Source organism: Mesorhizobium sp. M0870 (genome assembly GCF_040319775.1).
Lineage (GTDB): Bacteria > Pseudomonadota > Alphaproteobacteria > Rhizobiales > Rhizobiaceae > Mesorhizobium.
In genome coordinates this window covers 110,475-131,983 of the sequence record NZ_JAMYOI010000010.1, presented here as the reverse complement: position 1 = coordinate 131,983, position 21,509 = coordinate 110,475, and the positions used below count along the sequence as shown (strand labels likewise).

Annotated in this window: 20 protein-coding genes; 5 read left to right on the top strand and 15 right to left on the bottom strand. The window is 64.1% G+C overall.

From position 1 onward, the window contains the following. Positions 1-6 precede the first annotated feature (6 nt). Genes NKH97_RS14630 through NKH97_RS14620 form a run of 3 tightly spaced genes read left to right on the top strand, consistent with a single transcriptional unit; the run spans position 7 to position 3,687 of the window. A complete protein-coding gene (locus tag NKH97_RS14630; RefSeq protein WP_023811548.1) occupies positions 7-273 on the top strand; it encodes a sarcosine oxidase subunit delta in 267 nt (88 codons plus the stop codon). Continuing rightward, positions 270-3,155, top strand: coding sequence for a sarcosine oxidase subunit alpha family protein (locus NKH97_RS14625; RefSeq protein WP_352797528.1), 2,886 nt, complete (start codon positions 270-272; stop codon positions 3,153-3,155). Before NKH97_RS14630 ends, NKH97_RS14625 begins: the two co-directional genes overlap by 4 nt. Beyond that, positions 3,148-3,687: a hypothetical protein gene (locus NKH97_RS14620; RefSeq protein ID WP_352797525.1), complete on the top strand. Its 540-nt coding sequence runs from the start codon at positions 3,148-3,150 to the stop codon at positions 3,685-3,687. The genes NKH97_RS14625 and NKH97_RS14620 overlap by 8 nt, the downstream gene beginning before the upstream one ends. Before the next feature lie 20 nt (positions 3,688-3,707). Here the strand turns inward: NKH97_RS14620 and NKH97_RS14615 are convergent, their stop codons facing one another. From NKH97_RS14615 to NKH97_RS14545, 15 genes are all read right to left on the bottom strand, one after another. After that, positions 3,708-4,193, bottom strand: a complete 486-nt coding sequence (locus tag NKH97_RS14615; RefSeq protein WP_023811545.1) for a hypothetical protein — start codon at positions 4,191-4,193, stop codon at positions 3,708-3,710. A 116-nt stretch (positions 4,194-4,309) separates the two neighbouring features. Next, entirely contained in the window at positions 4,310-4,870 is a 561-nt protein-coding gene (gene msuE / locus NKH97_RS14610) for an FMN reductase (RefSeq protein WP_023811544.1), read from the bottom strand. Between the two features lie 72 nt (positions 4,871-4,942). Next, a complete protein-coding gene (locus NKH97_RS14605; RefSeq protein WP_352797520.1) occupies positions 4,943-6,190 on the bottom strand; it encodes an SfnB family sulfur acquisition oxidoreductase in 1,248 nt (415 codons plus the stop codon). A gap of 24 nt (positions 6,191-6,214) precedes the next feature. Beyond that, the gene (locus NKH97_RS14600; protein ID WP_352797516.1) at positions 6,215-7,021 is read right to left on the bottom strand and encodes an ABC transporter ATP-binding protein; all 807 of its coding nucleotides are present in this window, start codon (positions 7,019-7,021) and stop codon (positions 6,215-6,217) included. Between the two features lie 80 nt (positions 7,022-7,101). Continuing rightward, positions 7,102-8,439, bottom strand: a complete 1,338-nt coding sequence (locus NKH97_RS14595) for an ABC transporter substrate-binding protein (protein WP_352797513.1) — start codon at positions 8,437-8,439, stop codon at positions 7,102-7,104. Positions 8,440-8,522: 83 nt separating this feature from the next. Continuing rightward, entirely contained in the window at positions 8,523-9,563 is a 1,041-nt protein-coding gene (locus NKH97_RS14590; protein ID WP_023811540.1) for a branched-chain amino acid ABC transporter permease, read from the bottom strand. Positions 9,564-9,566: 3 nt separating this feature from the next. Further along, positions 9,567-10,466 (bottom strand): branched-chain amino acid ABC transporter permease, encoded by a 900-nt coding sequence (locus NKH97_RS14585; protein WP_352439783.1) that lies wholly within the window; start codon positions 10,464-10,466, stop codon positions 9,567-9,569. Continuing rightward, positions 10,463-11,395 (bottom strand): ABC transporter ATP-binding protein, encoded by a 933-nt coding sequence (locus tag NKH97_RS14580; RefSeq protein ID WP_352551209.1) that lies wholly within the window; start codon positions 11,393-11,395, stop codon positions 10,463-10,465. The genes NKH97_RS14585 and NKH97_RS14580 overlap by 4 nt, the downstream gene beginning before the upstream one ends. A gap of 114 nt (positions 11,396-11,509) precedes the next feature. Beyond that, positions 11,510-12,613: a dimethylsulfone monooxygenase SfnG gene (sfnG, locus tag NKH97_RS14575; protein WP_352551211.1), complete on the bottom strand. Its 1,104-nt coding sequence runs from the start codon at positions 12,611-12,613 to the stop codon at positions 11,510-11,512. 165 nt (positions 12,614-12,778) lie between these two features. Further along, positions 12,779-14,239, bottom strand: coding sequence for an FAD/NAD(P)-binding protein (locus NKH97_RS14570; RefSeq protein WP_352797506.1), 1,461 nt, complete (start codon positions 14,237-14,239; stop codon positions 12,779-12,781). Beyond that, positions 14,236-15,408 (bottom strand): FMNH2-dependent alkanesulfonate monooxygenase, encoded by a 1,173-nt coding sequence (gene ssuD, locus NKH97_RS14565; protein ID WP_352611578.1) that lies wholly within the window; start codon positions 15,406-15,408, stop codon positions 14,236-14,238. The genes NKH97_RS14570 and ssuD overlap by 4 nt, the downstream gene beginning before the upstream one ends. 241 nt (positions 15,409-15,649) lie before the next feature. Then, positions 15,650-16,588, bottom strand: coding sequence for a sugar ABC transporter substrate-binding protein (locus NKH97_RS14560; RefSeq protein WP_128302819.1), 939 nt, complete (start codon positions 16,586-16,588; stop codon positions 15,650-15,652). Positions 16,589-16,602: 14 nt separating this feature from the next. Next, positions 16,603-17,598, bottom strand: a complete 996-nt coding sequence (locus tag NKH97_RS14555; protein WP_127322263.1) for an ABC transporter permease — start codon at positions 17,596-17,598, stop codon at positions 16,603-16,605. After that, positions 17,598-18,596, bottom strand: a complete 999-nt coding sequence (locus NKH97_RS14550) for an ABC transporter permease (protein ID WP_352439787.1) — start codon at positions 18,594-18,596, stop codon at positions 17,598-17,600. The genes NKH97_RS14555 and NKH97_RS14550 overlap by 1 nt, the downstream gene beginning before the upstream one ends. Further along, entirely contained in the window at positions 18,593-20,095 is a 1,503-nt protein-coding gene (locus NKH97_RS14545) for a sugar ABC transporter ATP-binding protein (protein WP_352439788.1), read from the bottom strand. The genes NKH97_RS14550 and NKH97_RS14545 overlap by 4 nt, the downstream gene beginning before the upstream one ends. A gap of 337 nt (positions 20,096-20,432) precedes the next feature. Between NKH97_RS14545 and NKH97_RS14540 the strand changes: the two genes are divergently transcribed. Both NKH97_RS14540 and NKH97_RS14535 read left to right on the top strand, forming a co-directional pair. Next, positions 20,433-21,107, top strand: coding sequence for a GntR family transcriptional regulator (locus NKH97_RS14540; RefSeq protein WP_352797499.1), 675 nt, complete (start codon positions 20,433-20,435; stop codon positions 21,105-21,107). 19 nt (positions 21,108-21,126) lie between these two features. Continuing rightward, positions 21,127-21,456 carry an L-rhamnose mutarotase gene (locus NKH97_RS14535; protein WP_352461279.1) on the top strand — a complete coding sequence of 110 codons (330 nt, stop codon included), beginning with the start codon at positions 21,127-21,129 and terminating at the stop codon, positions 21,454-21,456. Positions 21,457-21,509: the final 53 nt, after the last annotated feature.

Sequence of the window (21,509 nt, the reverse complement as noted above, 5' to 3'; positions counted from 1 at the left end):
GCAATCATGCAGTTGTTCCCTTGCCCATTTTGCGGCCCGCGTGACGAGACCGAATTCCACTATGGCGGCGATGCCGGCAACATCAGGCCTGACGGTGCCGACGTGCCGATCGATCGCTGGGCTGAGTACCTCTATCTGCGCGGCAATCCGAAAGGCACGGCGCGCGAGATCTGGGTTCACATGATTTGCGGCGAGTTCTTCGTCATGGGGCGGGACACCATCACCCACAAGGTGCTGTCTTCGGCCGCTCTCGACGGGGAGCATGCCGCGTGACCGCCTCGCGTCTTGCCGCCGGCGGCAGCGCCATCGACCGCTCGCGCCCGATCCGCTTCAGCTTCGACGGCGCCACCGTGCATGGCTTTGCCGGCGACACCATCGCCTCGGCGCTGCTGGCCGGCGACGTCGCGGTCGTCGGCCGCAGCTTCAAATATCACCGGCCGCGCGGCATCTGGGGTGCCGGCGTCGAGGAGCCGAACGCGCTGGTCGATCTCGGCGGCAGCGTGCCAGCGAAGCCCAACACGCGCGCCACGACCGAGCCGGCGCGCGACGGGCTGGTGGCGAAAAGCGTCAACGCCACGCCCAGCGCGCTGGCCGACCGCAACGCCTTTCTCGACCGTTTCGCGCGCTTCATACCGGCGGCGTTCTACTACAAGACTTTCATGTGGCCGGACTGGCACAGGTTCGAGCCGCGCATCCGCGCCATGGCGGGATTGGGCACAGTCGACGCCGACTGGATCTCGCCGGGCACGGCGGACCAGATCAACCATCATTGCGATGTGCTGGTTGTAGGCGCGGGACCCGCAGGGCTGGCGGCGGCAAGGCTGGCGTCTGGTGCTGGCCTGACCGTCACACTGGTCGACGACCAGCATAGCCCCGGCGGATCGCTCGGCCATCGTGCCGCGGAGATCGACGGCAAGCCGGCGGCCGTATGGGTCAAGGAGACGATTGCCGAGCTTGCCGCTGGCGGTCACCTCATCCTGCCTTCGACCATCGCCTTCGGCATTTACGACCACAATCTGGTCGGGCTGAACCAGCGTCATCTCGACGGCCGGCCGGATACGCTGTGGCGGGTCAGGCCGCGCCAGATCGTGCTGGCGGCCGGCGCCATCGAGCGGCCGCTGCCCTTCGCCAACAACGACCTGCCGGGCATCCTATCGGCGGATGCGGCGCTCGCCTATCTCCGGCGCCACGCTGTGCTGGTCGGCCGCCGCATCGTCGTCGCCACCAGCAATGACAGCGCCTATGAGGTGGCGGGGGCGCTTGCCGAGGCCGGCGCCGAAGTCAGGCTTGTCGACATCCGGCGCGACGGCACGCCTGCCGCGCCGGCCAATGTCCGGCTGGCCAAAGGGCGTTCTCTCATATCCGCCAGCGGCAGGCTGCGCGTCGACGGCGTAACGCTCGACGACGGCACGAGGTTCGATGCCGATTGCGTCCTGATCTCGGGCGGCTGGACGCCGACCATCCATCTCTTCGGCCAAGCCAAGGGCAAGCTCGCCTGGAGCGAGGCGCGCGCGGCCTTTCTGCCGGGCGATCCGGTTGATAACATCGCGGTGGCAGGTGCGGCTGCCGGCGCGGTTTCCTTGTCGGAGGTGTTTGCTGGTGCCAGCACCGCCGTTGCATCGCTCGGCCAGACGAAGGCTCCCCTACCGCGGAGCACCGGACCGGAGGCGACGGACGGCATAGTCGCCGCATGGCCGATGCCGGGCTCGAATGGACGCATCTGGATCGACTATCAAAACGACGTGACCGTGAAGGACGTCGAGTTGGCAGCGCGCGAAAACTTCGTCTCGGTCGAACATCTGAAGCGCTACACCACGCTCGGCATGGCGACCGACCAGGGCAAGACCTCCAACCTGCCCGGCCTGGCGCTGATGGCCGGTATCACCGGGCGTACGGTGCCGGAGGTCGGCACCACCACCTATCGTCCGCCATTCACCCCGGTGCCGCTGGCAAGCTTTGCCGGCACGCGCGTCGGCGAATTGATGGCACCGGTGCGCCGGCTGCCGCTCGAAAATGTCCACCGCGCCAATGGCGCCGTCTTTCAGGAATATGGCGGCTGGCTGCGCCCGGCCCACTATGGTGGCTACGCAGATGCGGAGCGTTCGATCGCGGACGAGGCACGGCGCGCCCGTCAATCCGTGGCGCTGTTCGATGGTTCGACGCTCGGCAAGATCGAGGTGATCGGGCCGCAGGCGGCGGCATTCGTGGATTTTCTGTACTACAACACCATGTCGACGCTGAAGCCCGGCCGCTGCCGCTACGGCTTCATGCTGTCGGAGAACGGCGTGGTCTTCGACGACGGCGTTCTGGTGCGGCTGGACGAGCATCGCTTCGTCGTCTCGGGCTCGTCCTCGCATGTCGCTGCCGTGCACGCCCGGCTGGAGGAATGGCGTCAGGACCGTTTTGGGCGTAGCGCGGTCTATATTCACAACGCCACATCGGACATGGCAACGTTGACAGTTTCAGGACCGAACGCCCGAAAACTGCTCGGAGCGCTGGATCTCGGTCTTTCGCTCGACGATGCCGACCTGCCGCATATGGCAATCGGTCATGGCACCTATGCCGGCGACGAAGTCCGCATCGCCCGAGTCAGCTTCACCGGGGATCGGAGCTACGAAATCTCCATCCGGGCCGATCGCGCCGAGCCGTTATGGGCGCATCTGCGCGAGGCCGGCCAGGCGCTCGAGGCCGTCGTCATCGGACTCGAGGCGCTGATGATCCTGCGGACAGAGAAAGGCTTTATCGTCATTGGCAAGGACACTGACGGCACCACGTTGCCGCATGATCTCGGCGTCGACGGTCCGCGCGCCAAGCGCCAGACCGAGTTCGTCGGCCGCCGCTCGCTGTTCACAGAGGAGGCCTCGCGTGACAACCGCATGCAGCTTGTCGGATTGGCGGTGCCGCAAGGCGAAGCGCCGCTGCCGACCGGCGCGCACGGCATCAAACGGAGCGACGGCAGATTGCGCAGCCAGGGCTTTGTCACCTCGAGCTACCAGAGCCCGACGCTCGGCCGCCCGGTTGCGCTTGGGCTGATCGAGCGCGGCGCGACGCGGCACGGCGAGACGATCGACATCCAGCATCTCGGCAAGATCAGCAAGGCGACGATTACCGCCCCTTGCGCCTTCGACCCGGCAGGAGAGCGGCTGCATGCGTGATCTCGCGGAAAAATGGTCCGTTGCACCGGACTGGCAGGGCGCGGTCATCGCCACGCCGGGCCTTGCGGTCAGCGCGATCTGCGGCCTCAACCAGCTTCTGGTCAGTGGCGACCTCGACGCGTGGGCAAGGGCTTCCGGTGTCGACGGAACTGGCGTGGGTGCTTTTGGTACCGCACAGGGCGACCGCTATGCGGCGCGGCTGGCGCGCGACCGGTTGCTCGTCGTGTCGAAGAGCCCGCTCCCCATCCCCACGGGCTGGCATGCAGACGGGTTCGCGGCGACGGCGATCAGCGCCGGGTTGCAAATATTCGAGGCCGAGGGCACGGCGCTCGATGCTTTCATCGCGCGTGGAACGACGCTCGATCCCAGCCAGCCAAGTGCCAGTGCAGCGCTTTCCTTCGCCGGCATCAGCGCCGTCGTCTATTGCCATGACGGCAAGCTGCGCATCCATGTCGATCGCGGTCTTGCTGCCTATCTCTGGACATGGATGGAAATTGCCATCGGCAACATCGCCGCCGGATCAGCCGCTTAGCCGGCGGCAGTGCGATCCGGTCAGAGCGTGAACGACCAGAACAGGCAGGCCAGCGTCGCGGCGGCAAAGACCACGAAGAACAGGCTGCGCAGCAGCACGTTGCGGCGCAGCTCGTTCATGACGAAGTGACAACCGACGATCGCCGCCGCAAACAGGAACCGCCAGTTCAGCAATGCCCACACGGCGCTGCCCTGCCCGAACGCCCATCTGGCGACAAGACAGCCGACGATGGTCGCAAACAGTGCAATCACGGTCCAGAAGAGGGCGTCGGCGGCATGGGTCAGGACGATGCCGGCCGCCCTGATCGGCAGGATCATCATCAGCATTGCGCTGAAGAAATAGACAGCGGCAATCGGGATGAACACGCCGGCGTCGGCGATGCCGTCAAGGCGCCTGACGCCGATGGCACCATAGGGATAGCCGTGCCTGGCGACAGCCAGGCTCAACGCCATGAGCAAGGCGGTCAGCACGGCGACCAATGCGAAGGATGTGAGGGCTTTGCTCATGACGTTCCTGTCCCAGACGAATCAGACAGGAACGTTTTTAGCGGGCAGTCGTAAATTGCGTAAGCGAGATCAATCATTACGCGAATTTCGATTGCGGCGTAATCCGCCGACGGCGTTTATTCGGCGGCGATCCTGCCTGCCGAGCGGTTGGCCAGCACGAAGCCGACCTCGTCGACCGCCTGCGCGGCACGCTTAAGGATCGCCTCGGAGTGTAGCACGCCGTCGGTGAAATCCTTGTCGGTGGCGTAGACGGCGGTGGGCAGCGCAAAGGCCTCGAAGAAGCCGAACAGCGGCCGCAGCTGATGTTCGACAATCAAGGCGTGGCGCTCGCCACCGCCGGTCGCCGTCAACACGATGGGCTTCCCCCGCAGCGCTGCCGGATCGATCAGGTCGAAGAAGTGCTTGAACAGGCCGGTATAGCTGCCCTTGTAGGTCGGCGAGCCGACGACGAGCACGTCGGCAGCGAGGACTTCGTCCAGGATCGCCCGGGCCTGGCTATCGAGGTCGCGGGCCCATCTTGCCGTGCCGAGCGACGGGCCGAGATCCTCGATATCATAAGTGGTCGCCGACAGGCTGTGGCTGGCGGCGATGTCCCTGGTGACCAGATCGACGAAGGCGCGCGTCTTTGACGGCCGGGTGATGTTGCCGGAAAAGCCGACGACTGTTGGATTTGACATGGCAGTGAACCTCTTGGGGTATAGTGGCCGAAAAATTTTGCTGTGGCGAGCCTCTCGCCCGCCGGTGAGAAATCAGCTCCAGGCGTGCAGCGGCGGGTTTTCGCCGTTGAGGAAATATTTGCCGAGGATCGAATATTTCCAGCGCACCGGATCGTGCAGCGTGTGCGTGCGCGCGTTGCGCCAATGCCGGTCGAGATTGTGTTCGGCCAGCGTTGAGCGGGTTCCCGCAAGTTCGAACAGCTTGTTGGTGGCGGCAATGGCGATCTCGGTCGACAGGATTTTTGCCTCGGCGGTGACGATCTGGGCGTGCGCCACCGTGTCGGCGGTCGGCTCGATCACCGCCCGGTCGATTGCCAGGCCGGCCTTTTCCAGCAGCGCCTGCGCCGCGTGCAGGCGCAGCGTCAGGTCGCCGATGGCCTGGATGGTGTAGGGATCGTCCCAGGCATTGTCGACGCCACTGTCGATCCAGGCTCGGCTCTTGGTCCTGACGAAATTGACCGTCTCGTCGATCGCTGCCTGGGCGATGCCGGTGTCGACCGCCACTTGGATGATCTGGAAGATGGCGCCGTCGGCGGTTGGCCTGTCAAAACCCTTGTAGCCTGGCACCAGATGCGTCTTCGGCACCTTGACGTGGTCGATGATGACGGTGCCGGACAGCGTCGTGCGCTGGCCGAAGCTCGACCAATCGTCGATGACGGTCAGGCCGGGCGCGCCGCGGTCGGCGATCGCATACCAGGCACGGCCTTGGTCATCGAGCGCGACGATCGGCACGAGATGAGCGAGCAGCGCGCCGGACGAATAGAATTTGCGGCCATTGACGACGACATGGTCGCCGGCATCGGTGAAGCGGGTTTCGAAATCGGCGGCGCGTTTGGAGCCGAACTCGGAAAAGGCGTTGCCGAACCGCGTGCCTTTCAACGCTTCGGCAAACAGCAGCTTCTGCTGGTCCGCGTCGGACACGGTGCGGATGGCGGCGACCACGCCGAGATGGTTCTGGGCAATCTGGCCGATCGAGGAATCGGCCGCCGAGATGATCTCGATCACCTTCGCCAGCGTCGCATAGGACAATTCCGGCCCGCCGAATGCCTTGGGCACGTTGATCGACCACAGGCCGCTTTGCGAAAAGGCATCGAGTTCGGCAACCGGCCAGATCCGCTCGCGGTCGCGCCTTGAGGAGTCCTTGACGAATTCGGCGGCGAGCGCGTGGGCGATAGCAATCGCCTCGGCGGCGTCCTTGATGATGTGCGCCGGCGCGGTTGGCCGCGCGACTGGCGGGATGGCGGCGGAAGCCTGGTCGGTCTTGACGGTCGAAACGGTCATTTCACTGCTCCTTCGGATTTCATTTCAGGCAACGGCATGGAGATGGGCTAGTTTGACGGTGGGCGAAGGCTGTTGCCCGGCGGTCGATTGACCGAGGTAGAAGGCCCTGATGTCCTCGCGCTGGCGAAGCTCGGCGGCCGCACCAGTGAGAACGGAGACGCCGTTTTCGAGCACAGTGGCGTGGTCGGCATAACGGAGCGCCACCGCCGAATTCTGCTCGGCGACCAGGATCGACAGGCCGGTCTCGCGGTTCAGCTTTCTGAGCGTCTGGAAGATGTCCTGGACGATGAGCGGGGCGAGACCCATCGACGGTTCGTCGAGGACCAGCAGGCGCGGCCGCGACATCAGCGCCCGGCCGATGGCGGTCATCTGCTGTTCGCCGCCAGAAGTCAGGCCGGACAATGTTCGGCGCTTTTCCCTGAGCCTCGGGAAATAGCCGTAGATCCGCTCGAGATCTTCGTTGATCTCGGCGCGGCGGCCGCTGCGGCCAATGCCGCCGGCAACCAGATTTTCCTCGACGGTGAGGCTCTTGAAGCAATGCCGGCCTTCCAGCACCTGGACCAGGCCGGCGCGCACGAGATCGCCCGGCTTGCGGCGCGAGACATCCGAGCCTTCATAGCGGATGGTGCCTGCATTGACCTGGCCACGCTCGGCCGGCAGCAAATTGGAGACGGCCTTGAGCGTCGTGGTCTTGCCGGCGCCATTGGCGCCAAGCAATGCCAGGATCTTGCCGCGCCGAAGTTCGAAGCTGACGCCGTGCAGCGCCGTGATGGCGTGGTTGTAGGTGGCATGAACCGTATCCACGGCAAGAATGACGTCATCGTCCGGCATGGGGCTCTCATTTTGTGGTTCGATGAACCGAACAGGCTGGGCGCTGCGGAACCCTATCCGCTGCGCCCGGCTCTGCCTGATCAGTTGGTGGTCACTGCGTTGGCATCGTCGGCGGTGCGCAGCTTGATGCCCTTCTCGGCGGCGTAAGCCTCGGCGGACTTCTCGATGATCGGCCGCAGCAGCGCCCAGTCCGGCGCGATCCAGTCGGAGACGACGTTCCACTTCTTGCCGTCCCACTGCTGGAAGGTCACGTAGCCCTCGCCCTCGTGATTGTCCCAGCTGACATTGATCGAGTGGAACAGGTCCTTGGCGCCAAGCGCCTCGACCTTGGCCGGATTGAGCTTGAGGTGTTCGAAGCCCCAGCGGACCTCGTCGCCGGTCAGCGTGCGGTGGCCGAACTTCTCCTGCGCGACCCGGATCGCCTCGACATTGAGGATGCCGTTGACGATGCCGAGGTTGTGGTAGACCGAGCCGATGCGCGCCTTGTCTTCCAGGTTGCCCTTGCCGGCGCCATAGACCGTCTTCACGATCTCCTGCACCACCGGGTAGGAATTGCCGGAAGCCTGGGTGGTGATGGCGGTATAGCCCTTGGCGGCGTCGCCGGCCGGGATCACGTCCTCTTCCGAGTTCGACCAGACATTGCCGACGATGTGATCGACGGGAAAGCCAACCTTGACCGCCGTTTTCAGCGCCACCGGGTTCATCACGCCCCAGCCGCGCAGGACGACGAAATCCGGCTTGGCGCGGCGGATCGTCAGCCACTGCGACTGCTGCTCGTTGCCGGGATGCGGCACCTCGATCTGCTGCACGGTGAAGCCGTATTTCTGCGCCAGCAATTCATAGATCGGGATGGTTTCCTTGCCGTAAGGCGAGCCGTGATAGAGCACGACGATCTTCTTGCCCTTCAGCCTGTCGATGCCGCCTTCCTTGGATGCGATGTAGTTCACGATGCCTGACGTCTCGCTGTAGGGATTGAGCAGCAGCGGGAAGACGTAAGGGAAAACGCGTCCGTCGGTGGAATCGGTGCGGCCGTGGTTGACGGTGATCAGCGGCACCTTGTCGGCGGTGATGCGGTCGATCATGGCGTAGGCGATGCCGACCGAGAGCGGGTTCCAGGCAGCGGCACCGGCGTGGCTCTTCTGCCGCTCGTAGCATTCGACGCCGCGCTCGACCTCGTACTGGGTCTCGCATTCGTCCCAGGTCAGCTTGACGCCGTTGACGCCACCGTCACGGATGTTGATGAGGTTGAGATAATCGATGAAGCCGCCGAAGAAGCCGGTGCCGCCGGCAGCATACGGCCCGACGCGATAGCTTTGCAGCGGGAAATACTGTTCGTCGGCGTGCGCGGCGGGCAAGGCCACCGACACGATCATCGCCGCAGACAGCGCCGCCGCCTTGATTGTGCTCAGGAAATTCATGGTTGAGGTACTCCCGGTATGGGCCGTCTTGGGTTCGGCCTCTGGTTCATTTTCAAACGTCGGTTCGGAGTGGATGCATGGGCTCAGGTCGACTGCCAGGCGAACACGAGCCGTCTTCGGACCCTGTCCCACAGCGCCACCAGCCCGTCGGGTTCAAGGATCAGAAACAGGATGATGAGCGCGCCCAGCACGATGCGCTGGCTCATGTCGAGCACGCCCGAATCGAAGAGATCGCCAAGCAGGAAGCCGCCGAGGCGCGACAGAGCGAGCGGGAAGACCACGATGAGGGCGGCGCCGAAAAATGCGCCGCGGATCGAAGCCAGGCCACCGATGATGATGATGAACAGTATCTGGAACGACCGGTCGAGGTCGAAGCCATCCGGCTCGACGGTCCGCAGATACGCGAAGGCCCAGATGACGCCGGCGACGCCGATGATGAAGGACGAGATGGCGAAGGCAAGCAGCTTGGTCTTCAGCACCGGGATGCCGATAATGCGGGCGGCGGTTTCATTGTCGCGGATGGCGATGAAGTTGCGCCCGGTCTGCGACGAGACCAGCCGATGGGCGAGGAAGGTCAGAACGGTGACGATGGTCAAGGCGAAGAGATAGCGGCCGATGGCGCCGTCGAGCGCGAAGCCTGAAATCGACAATCTCGGCGCGTCGATGACGCCGGAAGCCGAGTTGTTGGAGAACCAGCTGAATTTGGTCAGTGCCCATTGCACGAAGAACTGCGCGGCAAGCGTCGAGACAGCGAGATAGAAACCCTTCAGACGCAGGCTCGGCAGGCCGAAGACGATGCCTATTGCGGCGGCGACGATGCCGGCCAGGAAGATGCTGCCGATCAGCGGCAGGCCTTCGACGCGCAGGTTGAAATTATAGGCGGCGAAGGCGCCGGCCGCCATGAAGGCAGCACTCCCAAGCGAAACCTGGCCGGCATAGCCGGTGAGGATGTTCAAGCCCACGCCGGCGAGGCTGAGCGCCAGGAACGGCAGCAGGATGGCCTCGAACAGATAGCTCGAGCCGATCAGCGGCACGACGCCATAGGCGAAGGCGAGCAGCAACACGGGCACGACCCATTTCGGCAGCACCGGCGCGGACGAGAAATCGCTTGTTATGGCGGTCATGGCTCAGATCCTCTCGACGAGCTTCTGGCCGAACAGGCCGGAAGGACGGATCAGCAGGAAGACCAGCGCGACGACATAGGCGAACCAGCTCTCTATGCCGCCGCCGAAATAGTCGCCGATATAGACCTCGGCGAGCTTCTCGCTGGCGCCGATCAGCAACCCGCCGACGATGGCACCGAGGATGGAATCGAAGCCGCCGAGCACCAGCACCGGCAGCGCCTTGAGCACCACCAGCGACAGCGAGAACTGCACACCGAGGCGCGCACCCCAGAGCAGTCCCGCCACCAGTGCGACAAGACCGGCAGCAGCCCAGACGGTGGCCCAGATCAGCGGCAGCCTGAGACCGACCGCGAGGGCCGCGAACTGATCGTCGGCGACGGCGCGAAAGGAGAGGCCGATGCGGGTGTAGCGGAAAAACAGCGACAGCAAGAGGACCATGCCGGCGGCAACCACTGCGGCAAAAATGTCGAACTGGCTGATCAGCACGCCGCCGATTTCCAGCGGCACGTCCTCGATGCCGAGATCGAGGCCGTGGACCTGCGTGCCCCAGATCAGCTGGGCGGCGCCCTCGATGATGTAGGACAGGCCGAGCGTCGCCATGAACAGTGTGATCGGCGGCTTGTTGGTCAGCGGCCGCAGCACCGTGCGCTCGATGGCGACACCCATGGCGACCATGATGGCGAAAGTGATCACCAGCGCCAGCGCGAACGGGATGCCGCGCTCGATAAGGCTGACGAAGGTGAGTGCCGCGAACAACAGCATCGCGCCTTGCGCGAAATTGAGCACGCCCGAGGTCTTGTAGATCAGCACGAAGCCGATCGCGACCAGCGAGTACATGACGCCGGAGAGCAGGCCGCCGACGAGCACTTCGATGAAGAACTGGTAGTCGAAATCGGCGATCATATGCCTGCCCCGTCCTCATTGTCCGAGGCGACGCCGAGGTAGGCATCGATGACGCGCTGGTCGTTCCTGACCTCGTCTGGCGTGGCGTCGGCGATCTTGCGGCCGTAGTCGAGAACGGCAATGCGGTCGGACAGGCCCATGACGACGCCGACATCGTGCTCGATCAACACCACGGTGGTGGCGAAACGATCGCGCGCGGCACGGACGAAAGCCGCCATCTCGCTCTTTTCGCTCGCGGTCATGCCGGCCATCGGCTCGTCGAGCAAAAGCAGACGCGGCTCGGCCACCAGTGCGCGGGCCAGTTCGACACGCTTCTGCAGTCCGTAAGGCAAGGTGCCGACAAGACGGTCGCGAATGGCGGTGAGGTCGAGAAATTCGAGGATCTGTTCCGCGCGGCTGCGTGTTTCGCGCTGCTCGCCGCGCGAGCGGCCGATGCCGAGCACCTGGCCGGCAAAGTTGGAGCGAACCTTGTAGGCGAGGCCGGAAGCGACATTGTCGAGGACGCTGAGACCCTTGAACAGTGCAAGGTTCTGGAAGGTTCTGGCGACACCGAGGTGAGCCAACTGCTGCGTCGGCACCTGGGCATAGAAGGTGCCGTCGAGCCGGACGTGGCCGCGATCCGGCCGATAGACGCCGCTGATGACGTTGATCAGCGAGCTTTTGCCGGCGCCGTTCGGGCCGATGATGGCGCGAATTTCGCCTGGGTGAACCGACAGGTCGATATCGGCCAGTGCGACGACGCCGCCGAACGACAGGCCGATGCCCTGGAGCGAAAGCAGCGGAGCGGCGACACCAGTAACGGAGCCGATCGCCTCGCTGCCGGCTTCGGACTGCTGCTCCCGCGGGCTTGACGGCAGGCCGCGCGCAAAGACTTCCGGCGCATAGACCGAAGCGTCCATCACTCCGAGAGTATAACTGGGCAACGGCATTCCAATCGTCCTTGATTAGGCGCGCAAAACCTCATTGCCGCTCGACGGATCGAGCGCGCCGGCAACCTTCATGCGTGTGCTGGCCGGACCGTGGCGGGCCAGGCTGCGGGATGGCTACTCCGCCGCCAGCGACGCCGCCGCCTCGGCGTTTTCCAGTTCGCGGACCAGCGGGATGACATGCTTGCCGAAATACTCGACCTCTTCCTGGAAGTGCAGGAAGCCGAGCAGGATGAGATCGGCGCCGGCGCGCTTCAGGTCGACGATGCGCTCGGCGACTTGCCTTGGCGTGCCGATCAGGTTCGAGCGGAAGCCGTCATTGTACTGGACCAGATCGTCGAAGGAGGATTTCGCCCAATTGCCCTCGCCTTCCGGCGAAGCTTTGCCGGCGTTCTTGACCTCGTGGCCGAAAGCGTTGACCGCCTCGGGGTTGGCCTTGGCGATGATCTCGGCGAGCACCGCCCTGGCCTCATCCTCGGTCTCGCGGACGACGGCGAAGGCATTGACGCCGACCTTGACGGAATGGTTGTTGGCCTTCGCCTTGGCCTGGATGTCGTCGACCTGTTTGGCGATTTCGGCCGGCGTGTTGCCGTTGGTGAAGTACCAATCCGAGACCCGCGATGCCATGTCGCGCGCGGCGCGCGACGAGCCGCCCTGGAAGATTTCGGGCAGCGGATGCGGCGGTTTCGGCTTCAGCGAATATTCGTTGAAGCGGTAGAAATCGCCACGGAAGGTGAAGCTGTCCTCGGTCCATATTCCGCGCAGCGCACGAATGAATTCCTCCGAGCGGCGATAGCGCTCGTCATGGTCGAGCCAATGCTCGCCGATGGCATGGAACTCGCCACGGAACCAGCCGGAGACGAGGTTGATCGCGACGCGGCCATTGGTGAGATAGCTGATGGTGGCGATCTGCTTGGCCGCCAGCGCCGGGTTCCACGGTCCGGGCAGGATCGCCGCGATGACCTTGAGCGTTGTGGTCGCCGCCAGCAGATCATGGCTGAACGCCACCGATTCATGCTGCTCGTCGGCGCCGTAGCCGGCGGTGAAGCGGATCTGGCTGAGTGCGTAATCAAAGCCGGACTTCTCGGCGATCTGCGCCAGCTTGCGATTGTACTCGGCCGAATGGTTGGTGCGCTGCTCGATGTTGGAGATCACAAGGCCGCCCGAAACATTCGGCACCCAGTAAGCAAACTTGATCGAGTCGGTCTCTGCGTGTGCCATGAACTGTCTCCCATTCAGGCCATCTCGTTGATCGATCCGACCGCAGCCGGTTTCGTCGGTATTTATTATGTTTATAGAATCTATATACAAAGAAGGATTTTCCGTTTTTGAGCCCCTCTTGGGACGGAAATACCAATTTTGCTCGGCCAACCCGGTTTGCCGGTGTCAGCTCATGACCGGACCCTGCGCGGCATTGGCGCCGATGGCCTGCGCTGACGGCAGCGTTTCCAGCAGCTTGGCAATTTCAACCGCGACCGCCTGGGCATGGCGGGCGACTTCCGGCAGACCCATGAGCTCGCCGAAAGTCCCTCGTGCCAGCGGGCCGGCGACCAGGAGTGTCGCGACCGCCTCACCGTCCCGGCCGATCGCGCGGCTGTCGAGACCTGTCTCGATGCCAAGCCCATATTGGTCCGTCCTGATCAAGCCGGTTTCCGCCAGCGAGCTCAGCGCCGGGTTCAGCTGCAGCGCCTGCCCATGGGCCGGACCGGTGGTGTTGATGACGGCAACGAAGCGCGCCGTCTCGATCCGGGTCTGCCCGCGCCGTTGAAAGCTGACAGCCAGGCTGCCGTCCTCATCGTTCGACGCAACAAGCCTGGCGGCAATGGTGTCGACTGTACCGGCGGCATGGCGCCGGTCGAGCACGGCGGCGACCTGCGGGGCGATCCTGAAACGATGCACGTCCCAGAACACGCGCAGCTGGCGGACCAGCCTTGCCCGCTCCGGCGGGGCAAGTGCGGCCCACAGCACCGGCCCCTGCAGGCGCAGCTGATCGAAGACCGACTGCCAGTTGACATTGGCCGCTCTTGCCGCTGCCAGCGTCGCGCGAATGGTCCTGAGCAGGCCGAGCGCCGTCGTCGCCGGCGCGGATGCAAAATCGCCAAAAGGCTCGCCCCTGACATCGGGGTGTCCGCGCGAGCGTAAGCCGCGGCGCGACAGCGTGAGGATGCGGCCACGATGGCCACGACGGTCAAGTTCGGCGACCATGTCGGCCGAGGTCAGCCCGGAGCCAACGATCAGCACCGAGGCGTCCGGCCCGATCCCGGCAAGCGCCGCGGCTGCGTATGGGTCGGCGATGAAACCCGGCGCTTCCGTCAGGTGGATCAACGCGGCTGGAATTGCAGGCTGCGGATGCGTTGCTGCTAGAACGACGATGTCGGAGGCGACCGGTCCGGCAGAGGTGTGCACGGTCCAGCCCGCGCCACTGGCATCGCGTGTCACGCGTGTGGCGGAACCTTCAACATGATGGACAAGGCCGGAATTGAGATGCGGCGCCAGATGCTCGGCAACATAGCGACCGAACACGCGCCGGCGCGGAAAAGCGTCGCCGTTCATCCAGATCGCATCCGGGTCGTGTTCGAGTTCTCCGCTGCCAGTCAACCAGCGTGCAAAATGCTGCGGGTCGTCGGGAGCCATGCTCATCCTGACCGCGGGAACATTGACCCGATGAGAGGGTTCCTCGCTGGAATAGGCAAGGCCACCGCCAATCCAGGGTCGCGGCTCGATCACGGAAATGGAAATGCGCTCCGGTCGAGGCATTTGCGCCAGGTGCCACGCCACCGCCGCACCGGAAAAGCCGCCGCCAATAATGGCGACGCGCAACCGCGAGGACGCAGGAAGCAAGTTCACGAGGCGCTGGCGAGCGACTTCGGCCGGTGGTCGCCGGCGATGGTTTCGCCGAACGGACCGGTGTTTACGGACGAGCCGGCTGCCTTGACCGGATGGTCGGTCGGCAGTTTCGGCAGCACCAGCTCGCCGAAGCGATAGGCTTCTTCGAGATGTGGATAGCCGGAAAGGATGAAGGTATCGATGCCGAGGCGCCGGTACTCGTCGATGCGCTCGGCGATCGTGTCGGGATCGCCGACAAGTGCGGTACCTGCGCCGCCGCGCACCAGGCCGACGCCGGCCCAGAGGTTGGGGGCGATCTCGAGCTTGGCGCGATTGCCGCCATGCAATGCGCTCATCCGCGCCTGGCCGACCGAATCCATGCGGGCAAAGACCTTCTGCGCCGAGGCGATCGTCGCGTCGTCGAGCCGGCTGATCAGCCTGTCGGCAGCGGCCCAGGCCTCCTCGGTGGTTTCGCGGGCGATGACATGCAGCCTAATGCCGAAGGAGAGCTTGCGGCCAGCCTTCTGCGCCAGTTCACGCATGCCGTCCAGCTTGCGCTCGACATCGGCTGGCGGCTCTCCCCAGGTCAAATATTTGTCGATCTCCTGCGCCGCCACCACGGACCCAGCGTCGGACGAGCCCCCGAAATACAATGGCGGATATGGCGTCTGCACCGGCGGAAACAGCAGCCGGCCGTCCTCGATGTGGAAATGCTTGCCCTCGTGCCCCACCGTCTCGCCGCTCAGCACCCGCTTGTAGATCTGCAAGAACTCCTGCGTCACCTCATAGCGTTCGGCATGCGACAGGAAGATGCCGTCGCCCTTGTTCTCCAGCGGATCGCCGCCGGTGACGACGTTGATCAGCAGGCGGCCATTGGAGATGCGATCCAGCGTCGCAGTCATGCGCGCGGCCAGCGTCGGCGACTGCAAACCGGGCCGCACGGCGACAAGGAAACGCAAGCGCTCGGTCATCGGTACGAGGGCCGATGCGATCACCCAGGAATCCTCGCAAGAGCGGCCGGTCGGCAACAGCACGCCATAGTAGCCGAGCGTGTCGGCCGCCTTCGCCACTTGCGTCAGATACGGCAGATCGACCGATCTGCCGCCCTCGGCCGTGCCGAGGTAGCGGCTGTCGCCATGCGTAGGCAGAAACCAGAGCACCTTGATGCGGTCTGGCACGACCCGGCTCATGGCCTTTCTCCCGCTGCCTGGCGAAGGCGGCCGGATATGCCTGCTTTGGTGAGTAGCTGATGCGAAAGAGTGGGCATGGCGTGGTCCTGTCCGGGTGGAAACCAGATCGCCAGTGCAGATTGCTTATTCCACAAACTCTGTAGAGTTAGTTTATTCCAATTCTGTCGCCGCTATTAGAATTTCTCTCTCCAACGCGTCGGCGGTGAGGCCGACCCGAGTGCACCGGGCCGGCCTTCCTGAATCAGAACGCGGGTTCGACCGCGTTGACGTTGTCCTTGGTGACGACGGTCAGCGGGATGGGCAGCCGGTCCTTGACCTGCTTCCCGTCGATGATCTCGGCCATCGTGTTGATCGCCAGGCGGCCATCCTCGACGGGCGACTGGACGATGGTCGAGTACATCTCATTGGTGCGGATGGATTCGAACGCATCCTTCTGGCCATTGATGCCGACAATCGGCGGTGCGGCCTTGGAGGGGTTGGCCTCCTTCCATGCGTCGATGAAGCCGCGGGCCATCGTGTCGTCATTGGCGTAGACACCGCTGATCTGGTCGCCGAAGCGTGTGATCAGATCGCGGCTGACCACCAGTGCCTTTTGCTGGTCGAAGTCGGCATTGACCGTGTCGAGCACCTTGATGTCGGCATTGGTTTCCTTGAGACGGTCGGTGAAGCCGCTGACACGTCCGATCGTGGTGCCGTTGCCGGCCTGGCCGGCGATGATGACGACGGAGCCCTTGCCGCCGAGCGCCTTGCTCAGCGAGTCCGCCGCCAGCTTGCCTTCCTCATAGACATCAGGCCCGGTGAACGACTTGATGAACGGCTTGGCATCGTCGCTCATCGGCGAATTGATGAGGATCGCCGGAATGTTCGCCTGCTGCGCGCGCGCCAGTCCCGGTATGTAGGCCTGCGGGTCGAGCGGCCACAGGATGATGCCGTCGACCTTGCGCGCAACGCAGGTGTTGAGCTGCTCGGTGCCTTTCTGGACATCAAAATCCTGGCTGAGGCTCAGGATCTCGATGCCGAGTTCCGCGGCGCGCGCCTGAAGCGCCTTGTTGGCCGGCGTCGCATAGGCATGCGAATCCGCTGCCGTCACGTAGCAGACCGTCTTGGCGCTGGCCCAGCCCGTCGATGCCAGCACAGCCGCCATGGCGGCGACGTGAAGCATGCTTTTCTTGCCAATCATGTGTTTCCTCCCAATCATGTGGTTCCTCCTTGAGTGATTGGATTGTCGCGAACGAGCGCCGGGCGCGTGCCCGGAGCCCTCCCCTTGGTGGTAACGGCCCGATCGAGCACGACGAGCAGGATCAGGATAAGCCCGGACACGACCTGCTGGACGTATGCGGGAACGGACTGGAACTCCATCGCGATGGTCAGCGAGCCGATTGTCAGCACGCCGCCGAGCGTGCCGAGCGCGGATCCCCTGCCGCCTTCGAGACGAGTTCCGCCGACAACGACCGCGGCAATGACGGCGACCGTCAGTTCCGAGCCGAAGACGGGTGAGCCGGTGTTGGTGACGAGGCTCTGGAGAACCCCCGCCAGGCCGGCAAGCGTGCCGGCAAAGACAAAGCCGAGAAAGACGATACGGTCCGAGGCGATACCGCTTTCCTTGGCAGCCGCCGGGTTGGATCCCACCGCAAAGACGTTACGCCCAGGTATGGTGCGCGTCAGCCAGAAATGCAGCAGCACGATCAGGGCGATGAACAGCGCGCTGCGGAGGGTGAAGACATCGAGATAGATCTTGGCCAGCGCCAGGGAAAGCATGATGTCGGTTCCGGTCACCGGCTGGCTGTTGGTGATCCAGTGCGCGAGCGAGCGGAAGATGAGCATCGTCGCGAGCGTCAGCACGAGCGAATTCACCTTCAGGCCGACGACCAGCATGCCGTTGACGGCGCCTGCCAGGGTACCGACCAGGATGCCGACGATCGCGGCAGGGAGGATGCCGATCTCTCGCTGCAGGATGACCGATACGATGCCGGCCAGGGCAAACACCGCGCCACCGGAGAGGTCGATCTGGCCCGATATCAAAAGCACCGTCAGGCCGATCGCGATCAGGCCGATCGTCGCCGCCCGGTCGAGGCCGAGGCCGAGGGTCGATGCCGAGAGGTAGCCGGGGACCACCAGCGCGGAAATGACGAGCGTCAGACCGAGAATGACGATGACGCGATACTGCGAGACAAGCGAAAGAAAACGCATCACGACACGCCCCGCTTGCGCAGCGCCGCATCCATGCCGACGGCGCCGACGATCAGGATGCCGAGCACGAAACCCTGGATCGGCGTGCGCACACCGTCGAGCACCATGACGTTGGTCAGCAGTTGCACGAAGATGAGGCCGGCAATGGCCCGTGGCACCGATCCGAAGCCGCCGACGATCGACACGCCGCCGACCACCACCGCCGTGATGGCACTGAATTCGTAGCCGCCGCCGATGAGCGGCCGCGCGCTCTGCAGCGTCAGCCCGAGCAGGCCGCCGCTGATGCCGGAAGCGAGTGCTGTGATCACGAAGGCGCCAGCCTTCACGGCCTGCACCGGAACCGCACTTGCCTCGGCGGCGCTGTAATTGCCGCCGGTGGCAAGCGTCCATCTGCCCCAGAAGGAGCGGGACAGGACGAAATGGCCGACAAGAGCAATGACCAGGAAGATCAGCACCACGACGGGAATGCCGAACAGCCGGCCCTTGGCGAGTTCGGCGGAGGCGGGATTGCTGCCATAGACGATGACCCCGCCGACAGCCGCCTGGACGATGCCCAGTCCGATCGTGCCAATGCCGAGCGTGGCAATGATTGGATTGATGCCGACATATCCGACCAGGACCCCGTTGAGCAGGCCTATGAGGCCCGCGAGACCAACCGCCAGCACGAAGGCCGGCAGCGGCCCGATCATCGGCTGCAGCCCGAGCGACAGGATGGCGCCGCAGGCGATGGTGGCCGGCACCGACAGGTCGGCCAGGCCGCCGACCACGAGCACGAAGGTCATGCCGACTACGACGATGCCGACGATGGACATCGAGGTCAGGACGTTGAGCAAATTGCCTGATGTGAAGAAGGCGGGGCTGACGAAGGAGCCGTAGAGCATCACGGCGAGGATAGCGAAGGCCAGCCCCGCCTTCGACAGGACATCGACAAGCCTGCTGCCACGCGTAAAGCGGTCGTTGCGGTTCACGCCGCCGATCTCCATGGCAGCTTCGGTCACGCCGTCTCCTCCCCCGTGGCTAGCGCCATGATGCGCTCCTCGCTCAATTCGCTGCGCAGGAGAGGCTCGGAGGCATAGCCATCGCGCATCACCACCACGCGGTCGCAGACGCCGAGGATTTCGGGCAGCTCCGACGAGATCATCACGACCGCCATGCCGCCGGCGACGAGTTGGCCGATGATGTGGTGGATCTCGGCCTTGGCGCCGACGTCGACGCCCCGCGTCGGCTCGTCGAGGATCAAGGCCGAAGGTTTGGCGGCAAGCCATTTGGCGATGACCGCCTTCTGCTGGTTACCGCCCGACAGAAGGCTGATGCGCCGTTCGCCGTCGGGCGGTGAAATCGAAAACTGCTTGACCGAGTCCGCGGCAAGCGAGTGATCGGCGCTGCGGCTGATGCGCCCGAAACGGCTCAGGCGGCGCAGTATGGGCAGGCTGATGTTTTCCCGGATCGACATTCCAGGCACGACGCCGTCGCCCTTGCGATCTTCCGGAACATAGGCAATGCCTGCCCTGACCGCCTGGGATGGCGAGTTGATCGAGACCTCGCGTCCGTTGACGCTGACCGAGCCCTCGACAAGCCGCGACAGGCCGAAGATTGCGCGGGCGACCTCGGTGCGGCCAGCGCCCACCAGCCCCGTCAAGCCCAGTATCTCGCCGGCGCGTACATCGAAGCTGACATTGCGGAAGCGCGTGCCGTCGCTGATGCGTTCGACGCGCAGCACCGACTTGCCGATCTCGGCCGGGCTTTTCGGGAAGACATTGCTGACTTCGCGACCGACCATCAGCCTGATCATGTGAGCGGCATTTATGCCTTCGATCGGACGCGTCTCGATCATTGAGCCGTCGCGCAGCACAGTCACCTCGTCGGCGATTTCCAGCACCTCCTTCAGTCGGTGGCTGATGTAGATGATGGCGATGCCGTCATCGCGCATCTTGCGCAGGATCCGGAACAACGCCGCCGTCTCATGCTCGCTGAGGCTGGATGTCGGTTCGTCCAGGACGATGATCCTGGGCTGCGCCGCGTAGGCCTTGGCGATCTCGACGAGCTGCTGCTGGCTGATAGAAAGGTTGCCGAGCCGTTCACGCGGGTTGATGGCCGCTCCAAGTTCGTCGAGGACGGCAGCGGCCGCCCGGATCATCTCGCCCTTGCGCAGAAAGGACCATTTGCCGGGCATGCGGCCGAGATAGACGTTCTCGGCGACGGTCAGGTCGGGGACCAGATTGATCTCCTGGTGCACCATGCGAATGCCGAGCGCCTGGGCGTCGGCGGGCTGGCGCATGCGCACCTCGGCGCCGCCGACCCTGATTGTGCCGCTGGTGGGCGCGTAGGATCCGTTGAGGACCTTCATGAGCGTCGATTTGCCGGCGCCGTTCTCACCCACGACCGCATGAACGGTACCGAATTTTACGGCGAAATTGACGTTGGACAGAGCCTTCACGCCCGGGAACGTCTTGCTGATGCCTCGCATGTCCAAGGCGCAATCGTCGGCGACAGTCATATCTGGCTAGGTTCCTCCTGGCGGCTGGCCGATCATCCTCTGTATCGGCCATCGATATGTTAGTATAATAGTTTCTTCAACGCAGCTCGACCCCTCTTCGAACTGGCTTGAACATCCGGGCTTTTGAACACGCGGCTCAGTCCAGGCTCTCGGTTGCGGATTGAATTTCTCACCGCGGATGATGACTATTGCACTAATATAACAGTTCTGGCAAGCTGGATTCCGGCGGTCGTTATGGACATCGTGTCACCGACACCCGACGCTTCCATTGGATGCGTTCCAATTGACATTCTAGTATTATCTAGCCATTTCTGGTGAACGAAGACACGGATTTACAATGGACCTGGATCCTTCGACGCTCAATCGGGCTCTTCCGCTCCGCGATCAGATCTACCACAAGATCCGCAACCTGATCGTCGTCGGGCAGCTGAAGCCGGGAGAGGTGATCAACGAAGTCGCCATCGCGGAGGCCCTGGGGGTGTCTCGCACCCCCGTTCGCGAAGCGGTCAAGCGCATCAGCGACGAGGGCCTGGTCAAAATCCTGGCACAGACCGGCACCTATGTCGCTCCGATCAGCCGGGCTGACCTGGAAGAAGCCTATGTCATCCGGCGGGCCCTGGAGACGGAAAGCGCCCGACGCGCGGCCGCCAAGTTCACAGCGGCAGCCAGCGAATTGCTGGAAGACAACATGGCGGCGCACCGGCTTGCCATATCGCGCGGCAGATATGCCACCGCGATACAACTCGACGATGTCTTCCACCGCACCATAGCCGAGATCTGCGGCCTGCCGATGATCTGGAGAGCCGTCGACATCTCGAAGGCACAGATGGACCGCGGACGCTATCTCGCCATCCCAAGACCGGGTTATGGCGAACAGACGATCGAGCAGCACGAGGCCATTTTCGACGCGCTGAAGCGCCACGACGCCGAGGGGGCGGCAAGGGCCATGGAACATCATCTCGAGACGTCGTTCCGCAACACGCTCGAAGTCGCCGCCGACCTTCTCGACTGAAGCCTCGCGAGCAACCGGCATGCAAAGAATGGGGCTTTGTATCGGCGTGAAAGCCGAGGCGATCGCGGACTACAAGCGCGTCCACGCCGCCGTCTGGCCGGAAGTGCTCGACGTCATCAGTCGCGCCGACATCCGCAACTATTCGATCTTCCTGCGCGAACCGGAGAACCTTCTGTTCGCCTGCTGGGAGTATCACGGCAGCGACTTCGCCAGGGATGCGGCGCGGATGAGCGAGTCGCCGGCCATGCGCAAATGGTGGGAACTGTGCGACCCCATGCAGACGCCGCTACCGACGCGCGCCGACGGCGAATGGTGGGCGGCCATGCAAGAGGTCTTCCATCTCGATTGACCGTGTCCCGGGCGTGCGGCGGTCCGTTGTTTCATCCAGCCGTTTGCCGCCCT